This window comes from Nocardiopsis valliformis DSM 45023, assembly GCF_000340985.1.
Taxonomy (GTDB): Bacteria; Actinomycetota; Actinomycetes; order Streptosporangiales; family Streptosporangiaceae; genus Nocardiopsis; species Nocardiopsis exhalans.
In genome coordinates this window covers 81,297-101,321 of the sequence record NZ_ANAZ01000011.1, presented here as the reverse complement: position 1 = coordinate 101,321, position 20,025 = coordinate 81,297, and the positions used below count along the sequence as shown (strand labels likewise).

The following is a 20,025-nucleotide window of genomic DNA, read 5'->3' as shown; positions in this document are numbered from 1 at the left end:
TGTGACCGCATGGGTTCCTACGGTGGCCCCATGAGTGAGACCACGGAACAGACACAGGTCGTGAAGGCGCTGCGGGAACGGGTAAGCGGGCCGGTACACGCCCCCGGCAGCCCCGGCCACGAACGGGGCCGGTCCGGGATGCAGCAGGTGGACCGGCACGCACCGGACGCCGTCGTGGAGGCCGCCGACGCCGAGGACGTGCGCGCCGCGGTGGCGGTCGCCGCCGAACTCGGGTGCTCCGTCGCGGCCCAGCGCAGCGGCCACGGCCACGGCACCGGTCTGCGCGGCGGGATCCTGGTGGACACCCGGCGGCTGAACCGGGTCCGGATCGACCCCGGGCACCGCACGGCCGTTGTCGACGCCGGGGCCACCTGGCAGGACGTGATCGACGCCGCCGCCCCGCACGGGCTGGCCCCGCTCTCGGGCAGTGCCCCCGGGGTGGGTGCGGTCTCCAACACCCTCGGCGGCGGTCTGAGCCTGATGGGCCGCCGGTACGGGTACGCCGCCGACCACGTCCGAAGCATGGACCTGGTGACCGCCGACGGGCACCTCCGACTGGTGGACGCCCACAGCGACCCGGACCTGTTCTGGGCGCTGCGCGGTGGCGGAAGTTCGTTCGGACTGGTCACGGAGATGGAGTTCGACCTGTTCCCGGTGTCCCTCCTGTACGGGGGCAGCCTGTACCTGGACGCGACCGGCACCCCGCGGGCCCTGGACGGCTGGCGCCGATGGGCCGAGGGAACACCCGAGGAACTCACCTCCGGGGTGTCCGCCCTGGTCTACCCGGATATGGAGGGCGTGCCCGAACCCATGCGCGGGCGGCTGATCGTGCAGATCTCCCTGGCTTGGGCGGGGCCGCCGGAGGAGGGCCCGGCCTTGGCCGAGCCGCTGTACTACCTGGCCCCGGTCCTGAGGGACACCCTGCGCGAACTCCCCTACACCGAATCCGGCACGGTGTTCGACGAACACGACGACCCAGCCGGGTTCCGCGGCGAAGGGCTCCTGGTGGACGCCCTGACCCCCGAGGCCCTGGCCGAGCTCCAACGGCTGGCCACCGCCGACCGCCCGTTCATGAGCGTGGTCTGGCTGCGCCACCTGGGCGGTGCCCTGGCCCGGCCACCCAAGGTGCCCGGAGCTGTCGGCCACCGGGATGCCGCCTACGCCCTGAGCGTGCTCACCTTCACCGAGCCCGACACCGGCGAAGCGCGCGCCCTGCGCGCCGAGGCTGCCGCGCTCTTGAGCAACCGCGCCCGGGGCCGGTCGGCCAACCTGAGCTTCGGTGCGGTGACCGAGGAGGAGGTGCGCGCGATGTTCGCCCCCGACGACCTGCGGCGGCTCGCGCAGATCCGGGACCGCGTGGACCCGCACGGACGCATCCACACCAACCGCCCGATCCCCTCCCCCACCGGCGGCTGAGCACACCAGCGGCCCTGCAACGCCGCTCTGCTCACTGTTTGCGGGCCGTGGCGGACAGCGCCTAGCGTTCAGGGACTGCCAACGAAAGCGGGGACGCGCCAGATGCGGGACACCACGGTCGAACTCCACGGACGCACGGTCGCCTACACCGACATCGGCGACCCCGGGGGCACCCCCGTCCTGTTCTTCCACGGTGCCCCGATGAGCCGACGCAACCTCGGCGACCAGCACGAGGAGTTCGGCGCGGCAGGGCTGCGGGTGATCACCCCGGACCGGCCCGGCTACGGCGGCTCCTCCCCCGCCCCGGGGCGCACGCTCACCGACTGGGCCGGGGAGGCGTCCGCCCTCGCCGACGCCCTGGGGATCGACCGCTTCCTGGTGGCCGCGCACTCCTCCGGCGGGCCCTACGGGGTAGTCACCGCCACCCTGCTGCCCGAGCGGGTGCTCGGCACGGTCGTGCTGGGCGGGGTCACCGACTTCTCGTGGGAACCGGCCTGGGAGGGCTACCGGGAGGACGAGTGCACCATGATGCGCCTGCCCGACGAAAAAGCCGCCCTGGCCTGGGCCGAGGACCATCTCGGCGATCGTTCCTCGGACCTGCCCGCCCCCGATCTCGAACTGTTCGCCACCCAGCACGTGCCGCACCTGGCCGCCGCGGCCAAGGACGCCTTCGCCCAGGGGGTGGGCGGTTACGCCCAGGACTCCTGGGTGCAGGGCCGCCCCTGGGAGTTCGACCCGAACGCCGCCAGGGCACCGTTCCTGGTCGTGCACGGCGACCAGGACACCGTGGTGCCGCTAGCGCACGCCACGCACACCGCCGCCCTGGTGCCCGGCGCCGACCTGCGGGTACTGCCCGGACACGGCCACATCACCGTGCTCTGGGAACTGCCCGCCCTGCTCGCCGAACTCCGCGACCGCCGCTGAGGCCCTGTGAGCGGGGGCACGCCCGACCCACCTCGTCTCCGCGCCTAGAGTGGTTCGGCGATGAACAACACCGAAGAGCGACCCCAGTCCCCGGTCGGAGCGCACGTTCCGGTCGCGGGCGGCATGGCCACCAAGGGTCTGGCCTACGCGGAGAAGATCGGCGCCGAAACCGTCCAGGTGTTCGTGTCCAACCCCCGCGGGTGGGCCACCAACGGCGGCGACCCGGCCCAGGACGCTCAGATGCGCGAGCGCACCGACCTGCCCGTGTTCGTGCACGCCCCCTACCTGATCAACCCGGGCACCCCCAGCGAGGAGACCGCCGCCAAGTCCATCACCTCGATGGAGCACGCTCTGCGCCGCAGCGCGCAGATCGGCGCCCTGGGCGCGGTCATGCACACCGGCTCGGCCGTCTCGGGCACCCGCGAGGACGGGCTGGCCCGCGCCCGGGAGCGCCTGCTGCCGATGCTGGAGCGCCTGGGCGAGGACGTGCCCCCGCTGCTGCTGGAGCCGATGGCCGGGCAGGGCCAGGTCCTGTGCGCCACCGTCGACGACCTCGTCCCCTACTTCGAGGCGCTGGACTGGCACCCGAACGTGGGCGTGTGCCTGGACACCGCGCACCTGTTCGCGGCCGGGCACGACATCTCCACCGTCGAGGGCATGCGCGAGGCCCTGGACCGCTTCGGCGAGGTGGTCGGCGCGGACCGGCTCAAGCTGATCCACGGCAACGACTCCAAGGCGCCCTGCGGCAGCAACAAGGACCGGCACGAGAACATCGGCAAGGGCCACATCGGCGCCGAGCCCTTCGCGGAGCTTTTCCGCCACCCGGTGACCGCGGGGGTGCCCATCACCCTGGAGACCCCGGGGCCGGAGGGTCCGCACGCCGATGACGTGGTCACCCTCAAGAAGCTGCGCGCCGAAACCTGAGCCGCCCGCCCCTCGGAAGCGGGTCGGCTCCGGCCGATCCCGGGAGCAAACCCGGGTTCACTCCTGTTCCGAGGGGCCCTGCTCGGCCACCGCCCGGTCGCACAGGTCCCAGGCCTCGATGATGGCGCGTACGTTGCACAGCACGACGACCGTGGTGGCCAGCACCGCACACAGCGCGTAGGAGACCGCCGCGCAGAGCATCCACACGGTGGCGTGTCCGGTGGCCGGGGCCAGAGTGAGCAGGGCCACGGTCGCGGCGACCGCCGTGTTGGCCGACACCAGTGCCCGTAGTCGGTCGGCCCTGTCCAGCAGCACCCCGGACGGCGGGGCCAGCAGCAGCCAGGGCAGGAAGCGGGCCACCGTCAGCCCGGCCACCAGCAGTGTCCTGGGCGAGGGGGCGATCAGCGGCAGGGCGACCGCCGGGAGCCCGTCGCCGAAGTTGGTGGACACTCCCGCCGCCCAGAAGCGGTGGGAGGCCCCGCCGAGCCGTTCCCGGCCGGAGGTCACGGAAGACCGGGAAGCGTTGGTCACCGCTGACGCCCCTCAGCCGTCTTCTCCCCTGCGAAGCCGGTCGCCTCGTCCCCGGTCTCCCCGGCGCGCTCCTCCGTGCCTGTCTCCGGGTCCTCTTCTCCCGTGCTCGCCGCCTCGTTCATCTCGGTCAGTCTCAGGTCGACCCGACGGGCGGTCTCGGTGACGACCCTTCGTGCGAGCAGCGCGGTGACGACCATGAGCACCCCGCCGACCAGGAACGGCAGCGCCAGGTCGATCCGGCCGAGCACCCCGCCCGCCAGGGCGCCGACCGGGGTGACTCCCCAACCGATCATCCTGCTGACCCCGGCGATTCGGCCCCGCACGTGGTCGGGGACCACGGTCTGGTAGTAGGGACTGGCCGCGATGTTGGAAACGACCATGAAAAAACCCGCCCCTGTGAGCAGGACGAACGCCGTGTAGGGCGCCACGGACAGAGCCACTCCCGCGAAACAGGCGGCCATTCCCAGGTAGCCGCCGAGCACGACCGCGCGCCGACCGAACCGGGTGATCAGCCGGTCACCCGCCAGGGCTCCGCCCAGCCCTCCGATCGCCATGGACATCATGAAGACCCCGAAGAACACGGCGGGGACCCCGAGGTCCTGCTGGGCGTAGAGCACCATCACGGCTCCGCCCATGTTCCCCCCGACCATCATCCCGGCGTTGCAGAGCATGTTGCCGCGCAGGATGCGGTCTCCGAAGACCTGCCGGAACCCTTCACCGGTGGAGCGCCAGAACCCCTCGGACCCGGCTGATTCCGTTTCACCACCCGCGTCCGCGTCCTTGTGCTCAGGCCCGGAGCGGCGCCAGACCAGGGGGACCGCGCACAGCAGGGCCACGCACAGCACGTAGGAACCGGCGATGCCCAGCAGCGGGGCGACGGCACCGGCCGCGAACAGGAAACCGGCCACCGGTCCGCCCAGGCAGTCCTGGGCGACCAGGCGGCCGCCCTCGACCCGGCTGTTGGCCCGGTCGAGCAGGCGGGCGGGGACCAGTTGGACCACGGCCAGACGGTTGGCCGGGTCGGTGACGGTCTCACAGCAGATCAACGCGAACATCGCGGCGTACAGCGCCCAGATGGTCAGGTTCCCGGTGACCAGGGTCAGGATCAGAGCGACCATGACCAAGGCGGCGACGGTGTTGGACACCACCATGGCGCGCATCCGGTGCACCCGGTCCAGCAGCACGCCGGACAGCGGGGCCAGCAGCAGCCAGGGCAGGAAGCGGGTGGCGGTGAGCCCGGCGACCAGCAGGGGATCCTGGGTGAGGGTGACGGCGATCAGCGGCAGGGCGACGAGGATCATGCCGTCGGCCAGGTTGGTGAAGAGCCCGGCGCCCCAGAAGCGGTGGAAGGCACCGCCGAGGCGCTGGTTGCCGGACGCGGTTGCGGATACGGGTGGTGTCGCGGTGGTCAAGTGGTGCTCCTGAGAGGGGTGGGTTCAGGTGGCCTCTACTGCGGAGGATCGCCCGCGTCATCGGGGCCGGTGTCTTCGCGGTTCTCACCCGGATCCGTCTCCCGTTCAGGGAGGTCGGAGGGGGCGGTGAGGTCAGTGAGGTTGGGGAAGAGGTCGGTCTGCAGCTCCACCGGCTCCGTGTCCGGGTGGCTCTGGGCGGTCCGGTCCTGGAAGCGGCGCGCCCATTCCCGGACCAATGTGTTGATCTCCCCGGCGAACTCCTCGGCCTCCTCGGGGGTCAGCCGCAGGTGGGAGACCGAGTCCTGGTAGGCCTCACTCCAGCGGCGCACCTTCGGGGAGTCGGCGTGCTCCCGGGTGACGCGCCGCCAGCGCTCGGCTCGTTCCTGGCGTCCGCGGTAGTAGCCGTCCAGGACGATCTCGGCGGCCTCGCGGGTGGCGGGGCTGCGCAGGAACCGCGTACCGCTCATGTGCCAGCCGCCGGGGCGGACCCGCCACCAGCGGTCGCGGCCGCCCGAGCGTTCAGGATCGGTCTCGACGAACCCGAACCGGGCGAGCTGACGCAGGTGGTAGCTGGTGGAGCCACTGCTCTCCCCCAGCCGTTTGCCCAGGATGGTGGCGGTAGCAGGCCCCTGAACGGAGAGTTCGTTCAGGATCCGGGCGCGCAGCGGGTGAGCCAACCCTCGCAGGGCCTCGGCCCCGACCTCCATCGGCTTGGGGTTCGGGGTGGCCTGTTCGGTCTCTTCCTCTTCGCTCATGCCAGAACCATACTGCAAAGACTTCTTTGCAAAAATAACTTTGCAAAGATTTCTCTGGGAAACTTTCGGCGCCGGGTGCAGGACTCCCGGGGAACCCCACCCCCTGGAAAACCGTCCGATGGGCGACAATGGACACGGGTCCGCGGCGATGCGGAGCCCCGGGGTGCAGAGGAGGGTGTCACCGCATGGAACCGTTCTTCATGGTCATCGGGGCGGCGATCGCGGCCGTGAGCTTTTTCGCGGGACGGCGCACCGCCCACCGCGAGGCCAGGCGGGAACTCCAGCAGCACCAGGCCGCACCCCAGATCCCGCCTCAGGGGCAGCGCACCCCCCAACCGGTCTGCGGCTGCGGCCACAACCTGGTCTTCCACGACCAGGAGACCAAGCGCTGCCAGACCCAGGTGGTCATCCCCGGCCGCTGGACCGGCCAGGCCAACTCCACCTACCGCCAGTGCATGTGCCAGGGCTACCGCGGCCCGATGCCCGTAGACGAGTACTACGCCCCGGACTACCTCGACGGCACCAACCCCTGATCCCTGCCAGCCCTCGCCCACCCCTGTCCGGGCCCCGCCCGACCAGCTCCGGTCCGAACAGAGCAAGCCCCGGGTGAACCTCGACCAGACCCCGCCAGGGCCGAAGCACCGTCCCGCTTCGATCCCCCTCTCCGACCCGCCCCGGGACCGAGCACCGGCTATCGTGCGGGAACCTGGAAGTGCGGACAGCGACGCGCCGGGGTGACAACGCCCGCGCGCATCGCGAGAATGTCCGCGCACCGAACAGCCAGAGAGTGGACGTTTACTCGTGACGACCCCTGTGACACCCACGATCGACCAGCGCATCGCCGAGGAGCTCGGCGTGGGCACGCACCAGGTCAGTGCCGCCGTCGACATGCTCGACGCCGGGTCGACCGTGCCCTTCATCGCCCGGTACCGCAAGGAGGCGACCGGAGCGCTGGACGACGCCCAGCTGCGCGCCCTCGAGGAACGCCTGCGCTACCTGCGTGAACTGGCCGAACGCCGGAGCGCGATCCTGGAGTCGATCCGTTCCCAGGGCAAGTTGGACGACGAGCTGGAGGCCCGCATCAACGCGGCCGACTCCAAGGCCCGTCTGGAGGACATCTACCTCCCCTTCAAGCCCAAGCGCCGTACCAAGGCTCAGATCGCCCGCGAGGCCGGTCTCGAACCGCTCGCCGACGGCCTGTTCGAAGACCCGAACCAGGACCCGCAGGAGGTCGCCGCCGCCTACGTTGACGCCGACAAGGGCGTGGCCGACACCAAGGCCGCCCTGGACGGGGCCCGCGCGATCCTGGTGGAGCGCTTCGCCGAGGACGCCGACCTCACCGGCACGCTGCGCGAGCGCCTGTGGGAGAAGGGCCGCCTGGGCTCGACCGTTCGCGAGGGCAAGGAGGAGGCCGGCGCCAAGTTCGCCGACTACTTCGACTTCTCCGAACCGCTGACCGCGCTCCCCTCGCACCGCGTCCTGGCCATGTACCGGGGGGAGAAGGAGGAGGTCCTCACGCTCAACCTGGAGCCGGAGGAGACCCCAGAGGCGGGCGCCGACGGCACCGTACCGCGCAGCACCTACGAGAACGCCATCGCGTCCCACTTCGAAATCGTGGACCGGGGCCGCCCCGCCGACCGCTGGCTCCAGGACACCGTGCGCTGGGCCTGGCGCACCCGCATCCTGGTCCGCCTGGACATCGACGTGCGGATGCGCCTGTGGCAGCAGGCCGAGGACGACGGCGTCAACGTCTTCGCGGCCAACCTGCGCGACCTCCTGCTGGCCGCCCCCGCCGGAAGCCGCGCCACCCTGGGCCTGGACCCGGGCCTGCGCACCGGGGTGAAGGTCGCTGTCACCGACCCCACCGGCAAGGTCGTGGCCACCGACACCGTCTTCCCGCACGCGCCGCGCCGTGACTGGGACGGGTCGATCGACAGCCTGGCCCGGCTGTGCGCCGCGCACGACGTGGAGCTGGTCGCCATCGGCAACGGCACCGCCTCGCGTGAGACGGACAAGCTGGCGGGCGACCTGATCAAGCGCCACCCCGAGCTCAAGCTGACCAAGGTGATGGTCTCGGAGGCGGGTGCCTCGGTCTACTCGGCCTCGGCTTACGCCTCCGAGGAGCTGCCGGACCTGGACGTGTCCCTGCGCGGGGCCGCCTCCATCGCCCGGCGTTTGCAGGACCCGCTGGCCGAGCTGGTCAAAATCGACCCCAAGTCCATCGGCGTGGGCCAGTACCAGCACGACCTGGCGGAGTCGAAGCTGTCGCGCTCGCTGGACGCCGTGGTCGAGGACTGTGTGAACGGTGTGGGCGTGGACGTCAACACCGCCTCGGTGCCGCTGCTGACCCGGGTGTCGGGTGTGACGTCGACCCTGGCCCGCAACATCGTCTCGCACCGCGACGCCAACGGCCCCTTCCGTACCCGTGAGGCCCTGCTCTCGGTGCCGCGGCTGGGCCCCAAGGCGTTCGAGCAGTGCGCGGGCTTCCTGCGGGTGCCGAACGGCGACGACCCGCTGGACGCCTCCGCGGTGCACCCCGAGGCCTACCCGGTGGTGCGGCGCATCCTGGACCGAGTCGGTACCGACCTGCCCTCGCTGATCGGTGACAAGAAGGCGCTGTCGGGCATCCGCCCCGAGGACTTCGTCGACGACAAGTTCGGTCTGCCGACCGTCACCGACATCCTCAGCGAGCTGGACAAGCCCGGCCGCGACCCGCGTCCCGCCTTCACCACCGCCACCTTCAAGGAGGGCGTGGAGAAGCTGAGCGACCTGGAGCAGGGCATGATCCTGGAGGGGGTGGTCACCAACGTGGCCGCCTTCGGCGCGTTCGTGGACGTGGGCGTTCACCAGGACGGGCTGGTCCACGTGTCGGCGCTCTCGCACAAGTTCGTGGAGGACCCGCGCGACATCGTCAAGCCGGGCGACATCGTCAAGGTCAAGGTGCAGGACATCGACATCCCGCGCAAGCGGATCTCGCTGACCATGCGCCTGGACGACGAGACCCCCGCCCCCGGCGGCCAGGACCAGGGTGGTCGAAACCAGGGCGGCCGAAACCAGGGCGGCAGGGGTGGCGGCCGCGGTGAGCGCGGCAACGGCGGAGGTGGCCGCGGCGGTCGGGGCGGCGAGCAGCGCCGTGGCGGTGGCAACGGCGGCAACGGGGGCCAGAACCGCGGCGGTCGCGGCAACGGCGGACGCGACAGCGCTCCGGCGCCCTCGGGAGCGATGGCCGACGCGCTGCGCCGCGCCGGTCTGGGCAAGTAACGACAAGCAACAACCCGTAGGACCACGAGACGGAGGGGGCCGCGCGCCCCCTCCGTTTTCTCGTGCCGAAACCACGCACACTCCGTTCCCGCCAAACACGGAGAGTTTCGATCCGCCCTTGGCCGAGGGGGATTTGAACAGCGGCGTGACAAGGATGGACCTCGGTTTTCCCAGGTCACCGCCTCGGATCTGACAGTCCCGAAAATTTCTTCACCCGGAAGATCCAGCGACAGTCGCTCATCCGGGGCGTCGTCGGAAGGGGACGGACATGAACGAGGAGCCCCAGGAGAGATACGTGTACGGCCTCGACGACGAGAGCTGGCAGGAGGAGCGCATCGGCGTGACGCTCATGCTGCTGGAGGACCGGATGACCGAGCTCCGCGAGCGCTACGGCCCGACGTTCGGCGACCTCAACCTGGACCTGGGGCCTCTCGGTCCGGGCCTGCCCCGTTCCGAGGCAGGCCCGGACCGCTGATCCCGCTCAGGTGGTCGCCGAACCCTCCGGCCGCCCGGGAGGCCCGCCGGGCGGAGGTCACCACCGTCAGGCCGCGCGGGCGGTTCACCCGGTAGCCCCCGGCGACCAGCGCGGTCACCAGGGCGTGATCCTCCGAGCGGGCCAGCGCGGGGAACCCGCCGCAGGCCAGATAGGCCGAGGCGCGCACCCCGAGGTTGGCGCCGTGCACGTGGGGATGCCCGTACGGCCGCGCCACCGGGTAGGAGCGGGCGAAGCGTTCGGCCAGCCACGGCGGGCGCTCGGACCAGTCACGCACCTCCACGGTGCCGACCACCGCGTCCGCCACCCGGGCCAGGGTCAGCTGTGCGGGCACCCAGTGCGCGGGGACCAGCGTGTCGGCGTCGGTGGTGGCCAGCCACACCTCCTCCAGCTCCCGGGGGCGGACCAGCTCCAGTGCCCGCGCGGCTCCCGTACGACGGGCGGCGCCCACGTTGCGGTGGGCCACCTCGACGACGTGCGCGCCCTCCCCGCGGGCGAGGGCCGCGGTGGCGTCCGAGCAGTCGTCGGCCACCACCACGACGTGGCGTTGCCGCGCGGCCACTCCGCTCAGGCTCAGCGAGGCCCGCACCGCGCGCAGACAGGACACGATCGAGTACTCCTCGTCGTGCGCCGGGACCACCACGGCGACGGCGCCGGTCACACCAGCCCTTCCCGCTCGGCCACGGATCGAGGTCTGCCGTCTCCGGCGGCCTCGTACACCTGGAGCAGGAAGTCCCGCTCCTCGTGGTGCACCGTCCGGTCCAACCCGCCCCGCGCGGCCCGCGCGGCGATCACACGGTGTACGTCGTCCCCGGAGCGGACGTGGTCGTCGACCGGGTGCCGCCAGTGCACGGCCACCAGCGTCCCCCCGGCACCGAGCGAGTCCAAGGACCGCTCCAGAAGGGTGTCCAGGTCGCGGTCGTCGAAGTAGTAGAGCAGCTCGGACAGGACCACGAGGTCGAAGGCCCCCCGCGGCCACCGGCCGGGCACCCTGGCCTGTGCCACTTCCACGTGGAGCAGGTCGGCCAGGTCGGCTCGGGCCCGCGCCGCCGCCTCCGGTGCGCCTTCCCAAGCCAGGAGTTCGTCGCACCGGTCCGCCAGCCCCCGGGTCAGGACCCCGATCGCGCACCCCGGCTCGAAGGCGCGCGCGTACCGCTCCCGGGGCAGGCCGGCCAGGGTCAGTGAGCGTTTGCGCCGTTCGTACCAGCGGCTACGAAACCCCCAAGGGTCCGATGACCCCGCGTACATGGCGTCGAAGTACGCGTCACTGACGCTCACTGGAAAACCACCTCGTGGTCGCGGGAGAAGTGGGCGAGCATGTCCGGGGTCAGGACCGCCCGGTCCTCGGGGAGCCCGCCGAGAGGGGACACCTGGGTCACGAACGCACCGAGCGCGCTCTCCTTGAGGTGAACGACCTCCGGCGTGAGGTCGATCCGGTACGCCCGCGACCAGGGCACCGCGTCGTCACCAGGGCGGGCCCAGTGCCACATCCACACCGGGTAGGAGAGCAACCGCGTATCCCGGTCCCGGACCGCGGCGCGGGCGGCGCGTCCCGTGGCCTCGTGGTCGGGGTGTAGGTCGCCCTCCCAGGGGGCCACGCACAGGTCGGTTTCGGCACACAGGTCGGCCAGGCGTTCGGCGAGCTCACCTTCGTGCGCGGCCACCTGCCCGTCCGGAATACCCAGCCGCTCGATGTCCACACCGCGCGCGCCCAGGGACGACAGGGCGCGCCCGCGCTCCCCCGCCCGCGCGGCCACCAGCCCCGCCCTGGTCAGCACGTTGCTGCCAGGGTGGGACCCCTCGCCGTCGGTCACGGCCACAATGGTGACGTCGGTGCCCTGGGCGGCCATCAGGGCGATGCCGCCGCCGAAGCCCAGGGTCTCGTCGTCGGGATGGGGTGCGACCACCACCGCCCGCGCGGCTCCGCTCAGGTCCAGGGTCGGCAGTGCCTCCAGGGCGCCCCACCCCCGCCAGAGCCGCTCCGGCGTGCCCTCGGCGTCGATCGGGTGCACGTCCTCTTGTGTGTCAACTCGTGTGTCACCGTCGGAGGCCATATGTGTTCCCCTCCTCTCCTGCGGCCTCGCCGCCCAGGGCGGCCAGGTCACGATCGGCGTGGTGTTGGCGCAGGTAGACCGCTAGGTCGGCTGCGGTCCGGGCATAGCGGGCATCGGCGGCGAGCGGCCCCGCGCCCAGCGCTTCACCGGTGCCGCGCAGGACGTCGCCGCAGGCGCGCGCGACCACGGCGCGCACGCGTCGGGCGCGCAGGGCCGCCTGTCCCTTGCCGTCCAGCGGGTCGGCGTCGATCTCCTCCGCCGCCAGTTCGAGCACCGCGCCCGCGGCGTGCAGATCGCGGTCGGCCCTCCCGAAGGCAGTACGGGTGTGGGCGTCAGCGGAGTCGCTGGCGGCGCGCGCGGCCAGCGGCGCGGTCAGGGCCAGGGCGCCGCCGAACCAGCACGCGGCCACGCCCGCCCCGCCGTGGTGGAATCCGGGCCGTTCGGTGTAGGCCCCGGGAGCTCCCAAGGGATCGGCGGGCACGTCGTCGAAGGTGACCGTCAGGGTGTCGCTGTCCGCCATGCCCGCACTGGCCCACGTGTCCGGGACCGGTGCGGTCCGGCCGGTGTCCACTGCGAACAGCCGCCGCTGGCCCGCTTCGGTCTCGGCACCGACCAGGGCGTGGGTGCAGGTGTGCGCGCCCGAGCAGAAGGGTTTGGTGCCGTGCAGGATCCACCGCCCGTTGGAGGGCACCGCTCGAAGGACGGGGCCGGGCGGGTGCGCGGCCCACACCCCCCACACCTGCCCGGGTTCGGGCGGCGGAGCGTCCAGTTCGGCCAGGATCGCGGCGGCGTCGGTGTGCCCCTCCGCCAGCCGGGCCAGGGAGAGGTCGCGTTCGGCAAGGTCACGAAAGCAGCGCCAGCGCTCCCGGGTGTTCCCCGCACCTGGCAGTGGAAGGTCGAGTTCCCCGGCTTCGACGGCCCGCGTGAGCTCCTCGGCGACCCGGGCCCCGTGTCCGTGCATGATCCCCTCCGATCAGCGTAGGAAGCGGTCCGGGGTCAGCGGGAGCTCGCGCACCCGCACGCCGGTCGCGTGGTGGGCGGCGTTGGCGATGGCCGCGGGCATCCCCACGATGCCGATCTCGCCGACCCCCGCCGCGCCCATCGGGTTCAGGTGCGGGTCGGTCTCCTCCAGCCAGTGCGCCTCCACCCGATCCACGTCGGCGTTGGCGGCCACGTGGTACCCGGCCAGGTCGCCGTTGACCACGTGGCCGAAGCGAGGGTCCACCACACCGTGCTCGTGCAGGGCCATCGACAGCCCCATGACCATGCCGCCCACCAACTGCGAGCGTGCCGTGCGCGGGTTGATCACCCGCCCCACCGAGTACACGCCCAACATCCGCGGCACGCGTACCTCCCCGGTGTCCGCGTGCACCCGCACCTCGGCGAAGTGCGCGCCGAACGAGTACATCGCGTAGCGCTCCAGGTCCGGGTTCTCCGGCGCCGCCGCACGGGTGCGCGCCCCCGGCTCGGGCTCGTCGCCGTGCTCCTCCCGGAAGGCGCGGGCGGCGGCGTGGACGGCCGTCCCCCACGAGGAGGTCCCCGAGGAGCCGCCCGCGACGGTGGCCTTGGGCAGGTCCGAATCGCCGATCCGCAGCCGCACCCGGTCCACGGGGCAGTCCAGCGCCTCGGCGGAGATCTGGGTCAGCACCGTCCAGGCGCCGGTGCCGATGTCGGCGGCGCCGATGGAAACCGTGTAGCGGCCGTCGGCACCGTACTCGATCTCGGCCACCGACCCGGGGTTGGTCAGGCGCGGGTACACCGCCGAGGCCACCCCGGTGCCCGCCAGCCACTGGCCGTCCCGGTGCGGTCCGGGCGAGGGGTCGCGCCCGGGCCAGCCGAAGCGTTCGGCCCCCTCGCGTAGGCACTCCACCAGGTGGCGACCCGACCACGGCCGCCCGGTCTCGGGCTCCGTCTCGGGTTCGTTGCGCACGCGCAGTTCGACGGGGTCGATCCCGCAGGCCTGGGCCAACTCGTCCATGGCCGTCTCCAGCGCGAACATGCCGGGTGCCTCGCCGGGAGCGCGCATCCAGAACGGGATCGGCACGTCCAGGGCGGTCAGCCGGTGCGAGGTGGCGCGCGCGGGCGCCGCGTACATCACCCGCGAGCACAGCCCGCTCATCTCCGCGTACTCCTTGGTCCGGGAGGTCAGCTCGGTGGAGTCGTGCGCCAGCGCGCCCAGGCGGCCGCCGGAGTCGGCGCCCAGCCGGATCCGCTGGACAGTGGGCGGGCGATAGCCGGTCAGGCTGAACATCTGCCGCCGGGTGAGAGCCAGTTTGACGGTGCGGCCGGGCAGGGCGCGGGCGGCGAGCCCGGCCAGGACGTTATGGGCTTTGGCCGCGCCCTTGGCACCGAAGCCTCCGCCGACGTGGGGCGCCACCACGCGCACGTTCTCCGGGGGCAGGCCGAAAACGGTGGCCATCGCCGCCCGGACGGTGTGCGTGCCCTGGGTGGAGTCGTACAGCGTGAGCCGGTCGGGAAGGGTCTCCCAGAACGCGACCGTGCAGTGCGGCTCCATCGGGTTGTTGTGCTCCCGGGGTGTGCGGTAGGTCTGGTCGACCACCGCCACGGCCCGGGCCAGGGCGGCGTCGAGGTCCCCCTGATGGGTGTCGGCGGGCGCCCCGGTGCCGGCCTCGTCGGGTGTGTACAGGTCCTGGTGGTCAGGGCGCAGGACCGCGTCATGGAACTGTTCCTCGTAGTCCACGTCCACCAGTGCGGCCGCCTCCCGCGCGGTCTCGGGGGTCTGGGCCGCGACCGCGGCGACGATCTGACCCCGGAAGGACACTTCCTCGCTCTGGAGGACGGCCAACTCCAGATCCTGTGTGTCGGCCAGTCGCGGCGCGTTCTCACTGGTCAGGACCGCGTGCACGCCCTTGAGGAGTTCGGCCTCGGTGGTGTGCACGGCGGTGATCCTCCCCCGGGCCACGGTCGAGAGCACGGGGTGCAGGTACAGGGGTTCGGCGGTCGGGTACTCGTAGGCGTAGGGCGCGGTACCGGTGACCTTGGCTCGGCCCTCGAGACGGGCCATCGGTGCGCCGACCGCCGGGGGCCGTGGTGTGCTCATCGGGACTCCTCGGTGAGTTCGCGCAGGACTGACGCGAGTGTGTTGACCGCCAGCGGCACCTTGTAGGCGTTGTCGCGGCCGGTGCGCGCCTCGGCGAGTTCGGCGTCGGCCGCCACCTGGAAGGACTCCTCCGTCACGGGCCTGCCGCGCAGGATCTCCTCGGCCCGGTGGGCCCGCCAGGGGACGTGGGCCAGTCCGCCGAAGGCGATGCGCGCGTCGGTGAACTGGCTGTCACGCACCTGGACCAGTGCGGCCACGGAGACCAGCGCGAAGGCGTAGGAGGCGCGTTCGCGGACCTTGCGGTAGGCGGTGCGCGCGCCCGTGGGCGGGGGCGGGAGTTCGACGGCGGTGATCAGCTCGCCGTGGGACAGGACGGTGTCCCGTTCCGGGGTCGCGCCGGGCAGCCGGTGGAAGCCCTCGAGTGGCAGGACGCGTTCACTGTCGGGGCCCAGGACCCTGACCCTGGCCTCCAGGGCGCACAGGGCGACCGCCATGTCGGAGGGATGGGTGGCCACACAGGACTCCGAGGCGCCCAGGACGGCGTTGTCGCGGCCGTGCCCGTCCAGGGCCGAGCAGCCCGCCCCGGGTTCGCGTTTGTTGCAGGGGGTGGTGACATCCTGGAAGTACACGCAGCGGGTGCGCTGCAACAGGTTTCCGCCGGTGGTGGCCATGTTGCGCAGCTGCCCGGAGGCCCCGGCCAGCAGGGCGGCGCTGAGCATCGGGTAGCGCCGCCGGATCTCCGGGTGGGCGGCCAGTTCGCTGTTGGGGACCCCAGCGCCGATTTTGACCCCACCGTCGCTCAGGGTCTGGACCCGGGCGTCGACGGCGTCGCGTACGTCGACCAGGGCGGTGGGCTCGGTCAGGCCCAGTTTGAGGTGGTCGACGAGGTTGGTGCCGCCCGCCAGGAATCGGGCGCCGGGGTCGGCGGCCACCGCGGCTACGGCCTCGTCGGCGTGGGCGGGGCGCACGTAGTCGAAGGGCCTCACCCGGACACCTCCCGGATGGCGGCGACGATGTTGGGATAGGCACCGCAACGGCACAGGTTGCCGCTCATGCGCTCGCGAATCTCGGCGTCGTCGAGTTCGACGGCGGCGGTCAGGTCGTCGGTGACGTGGCTCGGCCACCCGGCCTCGGCCTCGGTCAGCATCCCCACGGCGGAGCAGACCTGCCCGGGGGTGCAGTAGCCGCACTGGAAGCCGTCGTGGTCGATCATCGCCCGGGCGACCGGGTGGAGTTCTCCCCCGTCCGCCAGCCCGACGGCCGTTCTCACCCGCGCGCCGTCGTGGGCGACCGCCAGGGCCAGGCAGGCCAGGATCCGGCGGTCCTCCAACAGGACGGTGCAGGAACCGCACTGGCCGTGGTCGCAGCCTTTCTTGGGCGAGGTCACTTCCAGTCGGTCGCGTAGTGCGTCCAGGAGTGTGGTTCGGGTGTCGACGGTGAGCGTGTGCTCCGTACCGTCCACGTGCAGGGTGATGGTGGTCTCCACCGGTGACGACCTTCCTCGACGCTTCCCGGCCCCGGGCCGGCCCCTTGTACTCCCCTCGCCTAACCCGGTGTGAGCTGACCGAAACCCGGTTTTGCCCGGCCTTGCCCTGTACGGGGGAAGGACGCCCCCACTCCAAGGTGTCAGTTTGCTTTGACACGCCCGGGAGTGTCAGTTCAAACTGACACCATGAGCACGGTTTCTTCACCCACCGCCGAAACCACCGAGGACCCCGAGACCGGCCTGCGCGCCGCCCTGGCCCTGCGCCGCCTCGCCGAACGCGTCGAGGCCAACCAGGTGGCCGCCGCCCGCCGGGCGGGCTGGTCCTGGCAGCAGATCGGCGACGCCCTCGGGGTCACCCGGCAGTCCATCCACGCCAAGTACGGCAGGTGAGTCAGCCATGGCAGCCCGAACACGCACCGGCCTGGGCCAGGTCTACCTGGACGCCAACACCGAAGCCCTGCTCCGCGGCGACCGCAAGGTCGGCACCGAACACGTACTGCTGGCGCTCCTGCACGACGCGGACTCGACCCCGGCACGGGCGCTGGGCGTGGAACTGACCGTCGCCCGCCGGGCGCTGGAGCACCTGGACGGGCAGGCCCTGGCAGCGCTGGGGATCACGCCCCGCTCCCCCGGCCCGGTCCTGCCCGGCCGGGCCAGCGACCGCCTGCCCCTGACCCCCGCCGCCAAAGCGGTCTTCAAAGGGCTGCGCACCGAGGCCGGGAAGGAGAGCATCGGCCTGGGGCACGTCCTGCGCGGGCTGCTGAACCGCACACGCCCCGATCCGGTGTGCGCCCTCCTGCACGCCTTGGACGTGGACCGGGACGCGGTCCGCGCGCGGCTCGAGGAGCAGACCCGATGACCGCGCCCCCGTGCACGAGACCGGCTCGGCGACCTCCCGCGACAGCACCGTCATCGGCTACCGGCGACTGGGCGGCGGACCGGCGACCGTGCTCTGGCACGGTTCGATGACGTCCTCGCACAACCTGCTGCGGCTCGGCTCCGCGCTCAGCGACCGGTTCACCGTGTACCTGCCCGACCTGCGCGGACGCCCGGATGGCGCGCGAGTCCGCCGGGCTGGCCGGGGCCGCCGCGACCGTACGCGCCCAGGTCCTCCTGCTCGGCGGTTCCCGCAGCGCCCGCTACCTCCGCGAGGCGCTGGACGCCCTTGAGGACAGCCTGCCCGACACCGGGCGGGTGGAGTTCGGCGGGCTCGTTCATCTGGCTGCGGACAACGATGGCCGGCCCGGACGGGTCGCTGACGCCCTCGCTGGTTTCTTCGCCCCGCTCGTCAGTCGGAGCGCTCGGAGTTGACCCGGTCGGCCAGCGCCCGCAGGAGCTCTTCGGCCAGCGGCAGCTTGCGCAGCTCCTCCGGCCCGGGCAGCGTGGTCTTGGCCCGGTCCCCCTGCTCGCGGACCTCGCCGTGCAGGCGCTCCATGGTCACGTCCAGCCGGTTGGCGGTCTCGGCCGCCTCGCGGATCTCGTCCAACAGGCGCTCGGGGACCGACTTGCCGTACTTGTAGTAGATCTTGTGTTCCAGGCTGGCCCAGAAGTCCATCGCGATGGTGCGGATCTGGATCTCCACCGGCACGTCCACGGTCCGGTCCGACATCCGCACCGGGGTCTCCACCAGCAGGTGCAGGCTGCGGTAGCCGTTGGGTTTGGGAGAGCGGATGTAGTCGCGCTCCTCCATCACCTTGATGTCCTCGTGCCCGGTCAGCATGTCCCGGATCGAGTAGGTGTCCGAGACGAAACTGCACGTCACCCGGATACCGGCGATGTCGAGGATCGCCCCGCGGATCGCGTTGAGGTCGAAGGGCACCCCGCGCCGCTGCGCCTTCTCCATGATGCTCGCCGGGGTCTTGAGCCGGGAGCTGACGTGCTCGATCGGGTTGTGGTCGTGGGTGTAGCGGAACTCCTCGTTGAGGATGTTGACCTTGGCCATCACGGTGTCGATGGCGAACTTGTAGGACATCAGAAACCGCGCCACATCGTCGCGGGCCGCTAGCAACGCCTCCGGCACGTCATCCACCACGAAAACAACCCCCGTCACACCAGTACCGATCCCCGTAACTGCATGTTACCGAGCCTGGTGACAGGTACCTTCGGGAGCGAGAAGCATCGTGTGACGGGGGCTGCCGCACCGGGCCCCGAACTACGGAGGGCCGGGGCGCAGGGGTGCTCGGAGGCCCTACCTGGGGCTGAGGGGCACGCCCTTCCACAGGGCGCGCACCGCGGTCGCGTCACCCTCCGTCAGGGAGTCCTCGATGTCCCAGACCCGCACCACCGTCGCGTCCGGCCGGACTGCGGGCCACCCCGGGTCGCCGGTGGCCGCGAAGGCGCTCCAGGCCCCCACCATGCGTTCGGCCAGCCCCTGGTAGCCCTCGTCCGGCTCGCCGTCGCACAGGAACACCGCCAGGTCGCTGTCCAGGTTGCCGAAGGCGAAGGGCAGGTCGAAGGCGTGGCAGGCGCCCAGGCGCCCCTCCATCGTGCGGCTCTGCGCGGCGAACCGGAAGAAGTACGCGCTGCCGCCCGCCGCCGCGTGCGCCTCGGCGAACCGGACGGAGTACTCGCAGAACAGGGCGTCGCCACTGATCTTGTTGAACAGCTCCCGCAGGGAGGCCTCGGGGTACATGGACCGGTAGGCCTCCACCGCCCCCTCCCCCAGGCCCAGGCGGCCGGCGGTGACGGTGAGGGCCTCGTCTCCTTCGATCTCCACCTCCTGGCCGAGCTCGGTGAAGAGCCGGTACTCGTCGGTGTTGTGGCCGACGAGGAGCGCCACGTCGGAGGCGGCGCCACGGGCGACCGCATCCAGCGGGGGTTCGGGGAGCTCGGGGCCGCCGACCACGGGGGCGTAGCAGGTGAACGCCTTGGTGCGCACGCCCTTACCCGTCCTTCCGCTGCCGGAGAGGACCTCGTCGGTGGCGGCCAGGATCTTCTCGGGGGCCAGGGCCGCCAGGGACTCGGCCTCCAGCGGCACACCTGCGGCCTTGGCCACGCCCTCGGAGACCAGGCGGGCGGTGTCAACGGTGATCATGTCGCCGGGGACGCTGTGCGCGACGGCGCGGTGGAAGAGCCCGTCGGCCTCGGGCGAGGCCATCAGGCAGACCACGGAACCGGCTCCGGCGGACTCACCGGCGACGGTGACGTTGCCGGGATCGCCTCCGAAGGCGGCGATGTTGTCGCGCACCCAGCGCAGGGCGGCGATCTGGTCGAGCAGGCCCCGGTTGTCGGGGCGTCCCGGGACATGGCCGAAGCCCTCGAAACCGAGGCGGTAGTTGACGCTGACCACGACGAGCCCGGTCTCGGCCAGACGGGTGCCGTCGTAGACCGCCCCGTCACCGGAACCGACGATGTAGGCGCCGCCGTGGATCCATACCAGGACCGGGGCGGAACCGCCTGCGGCTGCCGGGGACCAGACGTTGAGGACCAGGCATTCCAGTGAGGTGTCCGGGCTCCAGGGCACGGCTCCGATGAGCTGGGTGCCCTGGGGTGCGGGCGGGCCGGGCTCGGTGCAGTCGCGGACCCCGTCCCAGGCGGTGGCGGGCGCGGGTGCGGCGAAGCGGTGCTCCCCGAAGGGCGCGGCGGCATAGGGGATGCCCCGGTGGACCACGATCCGCCCGTCCTGTGAGCGGGGTGAGACGGTACCGCGAACCGGTCCGTTCGCGGTCCTCACGATGTACTCGGCGTCCACGTGTTCCTCCTTGGGGA

At 72.0% G+C, this 20,025-nt stretch carries 21 protein-coding genes; 9 read left to right on the top strand and 12 right to left on the bottom strand.

The genetic code is table 11. The features are described 5' to 3' along the window. Positions 1-30 precede the first annotated feature (30 nt). The 3 genes from D457_RS0112440 to D457_RS0112430 all read left to right on the top strand — a co-directional run bounded on the left by D457_RS0112440 (position 31) and on the right by D457_RS0112430 (position 3,264). Positions 31-1,416, top strand: coding sequence for an FAD-binding oxidoreductase (locus D457_RS0112440; RefSeq protein WP_026116580.1), 1,386 nt, complete (start codon positions 31-33; stop codon positions 1,414-1,416). A 102-nt stretch (positions 1,417-1,518) separates the two neighbouring features. After that, complete coding sequence (locus tag D457_RS0112435) at positions 1,519-2,340, top strand: alpha/beta fold hydrolase (RefSeq protein WP_017580997.1); 822 nt, start codon at positions 1,519-1,521, stop codon at positions 2,338-2,340. A 60-nt stretch (positions 2,341-2,400) separates the two neighbouring features. Next, positions 2,401-3,264, top strand: a complete 864-nt coding sequence (locus tag D457_RS0112430; RefSeq protein WP_017580996.1) for a deoxyribonuclease IV — start codon at positions 2,401-2,403, stop codon at positions 3,262-3,264. Positions 3,265-3,321: 57 nt separating this feature from the next. Here D457_RS0112430 and D457_RS0112425 read toward each other — a convergent pair whose 3' ends face one another. From D457_RS0112425 to D457_RS0112415, 3 genes are read right to left on the bottom strand one after another with little or no spacing between them, the layout of a single operon-like run. Next, positions 3,322-3,795: an MFS transporter gene (locus D457_RS0112425; RefSeq protein ID WP_017580995.1), complete on the bottom strand. Its 474-nt coding sequence runs from the start codon at positions 3,793-3,795 to the stop codon at positions 3,322-3,324. Then, complete coding sequence (locus tag D457_RS0112420; protein WP_017580994.1) at positions 3,792-5,207, bottom strand: MFS transporter; 1,416 nt, start codon at positions 5,205-5,207, stop codon at positions 3,792-3,794. The genes D457_RS0112425 and D457_RS0112420 overlap by 4 nt, the downstream gene beginning before the upstream one ends. A gap of 35 nt (positions 5,208-5,242) precedes the next feature. After that, complete coding sequence (locus D457_RS0112415; RefSeq protein WP_017580993.1) at positions 5,243-5,962, bottom strand: ArsR/SmtB family transcription factor; 720 nt, start codon at positions 5,960-5,962, stop codon at positions 5,243-5,245. Between the two features lie 185 nt (positions 5,963-6,147). Here D457_RS0112415 and D457_RS0112410 point away from each other — a divergent pair, with 185 nt between their 5' ends. The 3 genes from D457_RS0112410 (at position 6,148) to gvpK (ending at position 9,698) form a co-directional block, all read left to right on the top strand. Beyond that, on the top strand, positions 6,148-6,495 hold the full coding sequence (locus D457_RS0112410; RefSeq protein ID WP_017580992.1) for a hypothetical protein: 348 nt from the start codon (positions 6,148-6,150) through the stop codon (positions 6,493-6,495). Between the two features lie 268 nt (positions 6,496-6,763). Further along, on the top strand, positions 6,764-9,223 hold the full coding sequence (locus tag D457_RS0112405; protein WP_039831229.1) for a Tex family protein: 2,460 nt from the start codon (positions 6,764-6,766) through the stop codon (positions 9,221-9,223). Between the two features lie 268 nt (positions 9,224-9,491). Next, complete coding sequence (gvpK, locus tag D457_RS32430; protein ID WP_017580990.1) at positions 9,492-9,698, top strand: gas vesicle protein GvpK; 207 nt, start codon at positions 9,492-9,494, stop codon at positions 9,696-9,698. Here the strand turns inward: gvpK and D457_RS32425 are convergent. Genes D457_RS32425 through D457_RS0112365 form a run of 7 tightly spaced genes read right to left on the bottom strand, consistent with a single transcriptional unit; the run spans position 9,634 to position 16,317 of the window. Further along, a complete protein-coding gene (locus D457_RS32425; RefSeq protein WP_017580989.1) occupies positions 9,634-10,377 on the bottom strand; it encodes a glycosyltransferase in 744 nt (247 codons plus the stop codon). The two genes, gvpK and D457_RS32425, sit on opposite strands and share 65 nt — an antisense overlap. After that, positions 10,374-10,994: an SAM-dependent methyltransferase gene (locus tag D457_RS0112390; protein ID WP_017580988.1), complete on the bottom strand. Its 621-nt coding sequence runs from the start codon at positions 10,992-10,994 to the stop codon at positions 10,374-10,376. The genes D457_RS32425 and D457_RS0112390 overlap by 4 nt, the downstream gene beginning before the upstream one ends. Beyond that, entirely contained in the window at positions 10,991-11,728 is a 738-nt protein-coding gene (locus D457_RS0112385) for a PIG-L deacetylase family protein (protein ID WP_026116579.1), read from the bottom strand. The genes D457_RS0112390 and D457_RS0112385 overlap by 4 nt, the downstream gene beginning before the upstream one ends. A 25-nt stretch (positions 11,729-11,753) precedes the next feature. Beyond that, positions 11,754-12,731: an acyl-CoA dehydrogenase family protein gene (locus tag D457_RS0112380; RefSeq protein WP_017580986.1), complete on the bottom strand. Its 978-nt coding sequence runs from the start codon at positions 12,729-12,731 to the stop codon at positions 11,754-11,756. Positions 12,732-12,743: 12 nt separating this feature from the next. Beyond that, a complete protein-coding gene (locus tag D457_RS0112375) occupies positions 12,744-14,831 on the bottom strand; it encodes a xanthine dehydrogenase family protein molybdopterin-binding subunit (RefSeq protein WP_026116578.1) in 2,088 nt (695 codons plus the stop codon). Beyond that, on the bottom strand, positions 14,828-15,817 hold the full coding sequence (locus D457_RS0112370) for an FAD binding domain-containing protein (RefSeq protein ID WP_017580984.1): 990 nt from the start codon (positions 15,815-15,817) through the stop codon (positions 14,828-14,830). The genes D457_RS0112375 and D457_RS0112370 overlap by 4 nt, the downstream gene beginning before the upstream one ends. After that, complete coding sequence (locus D457_RS0112365) at positions 15,814-16,317, bottom strand: 2Fe-2S iron-sulfur cluster-binding protein (protein ID WP_017580983.1); 504 nt, start codon at positions 16,315-16,317, stop codon at positions 15,814-15,816. The genes D457_RS0112370 and D457_RS0112365 overlap by 4 nt, the downstream gene beginning before the upstream one ends. Positions 16,318-16,503: 186 nt before the next feature. Between D457_RS0112365 and D457_RS0112360 the strand changes: the two genes are divergently transcribed. The 3 genes from D457_RS0112360 (at position 16,504) to D457_RS37015 (ending at position 17,628) form a co-directional block, all read left to right on the top strand. Then, the gene (locus tag D457_RS0112360; protein WP_017580982.1) at positions 16,504-16,707 is read left to right on the top strand and encodes a hypothetical protein; all 204 of its coding nucleotides are present in this window, start codon (positions 16,504-16,506) and stop codon (positions 16,705-16,707) included. 7 nt (positions 16,708-16,714) lie between these two features. Next, complete coding sequence (locus D457_RS0112355) at positions 16,715-17,176, top strand: Clp protease N-terminal domain-containing protein (RefSeq protein ID WP_017580981.1); 462 nt, start codon at positions 16,715-16,717, stop codon at positions 17,174-17,176. Between the two features lie 194 nt (positions 17,177-17,370). Continuing rightward, entirely contained in the window at positions 17,371-17,628 is a 258-nt protein-coding gene (locus tag D457_RS37015; RefSeq protein WP_017580980.1) for a hypothetical protein, read from the top strand. Here the strand turns inward: D457_RS37015 and D457_RS0112345 are convergent. Continuing rightward, positions 17,606-18,289: a GTP pyrophosphokinase gene (locus D457_RS0112345; protein ID WP_086002198.1), complete on the bottom strand. Its 684-nt coding sequence runs from the start codon at positions 18,287-18,289 to the stop codon at positions 17,606-17,608. The genes D457_RS37015 and D457_RS0112345 overlap by 23 nt on opposite strands. 216 nt (positions 18,290-18,505) lie before the next feature. Continuing rightward, positions 18,506-20,008, bottom strand: a complete 1,503-nt coding sequence (locus tag D457_RS0112340; RefSeq protein ID WP_017580978.1) for a carboxylesterase/lipase family protein — start codon at positions 20,006-20,008, stop codon at positions 18,506-18,508. Positions 20,009-20,025 lie beyond the last annotated feature (17 nt).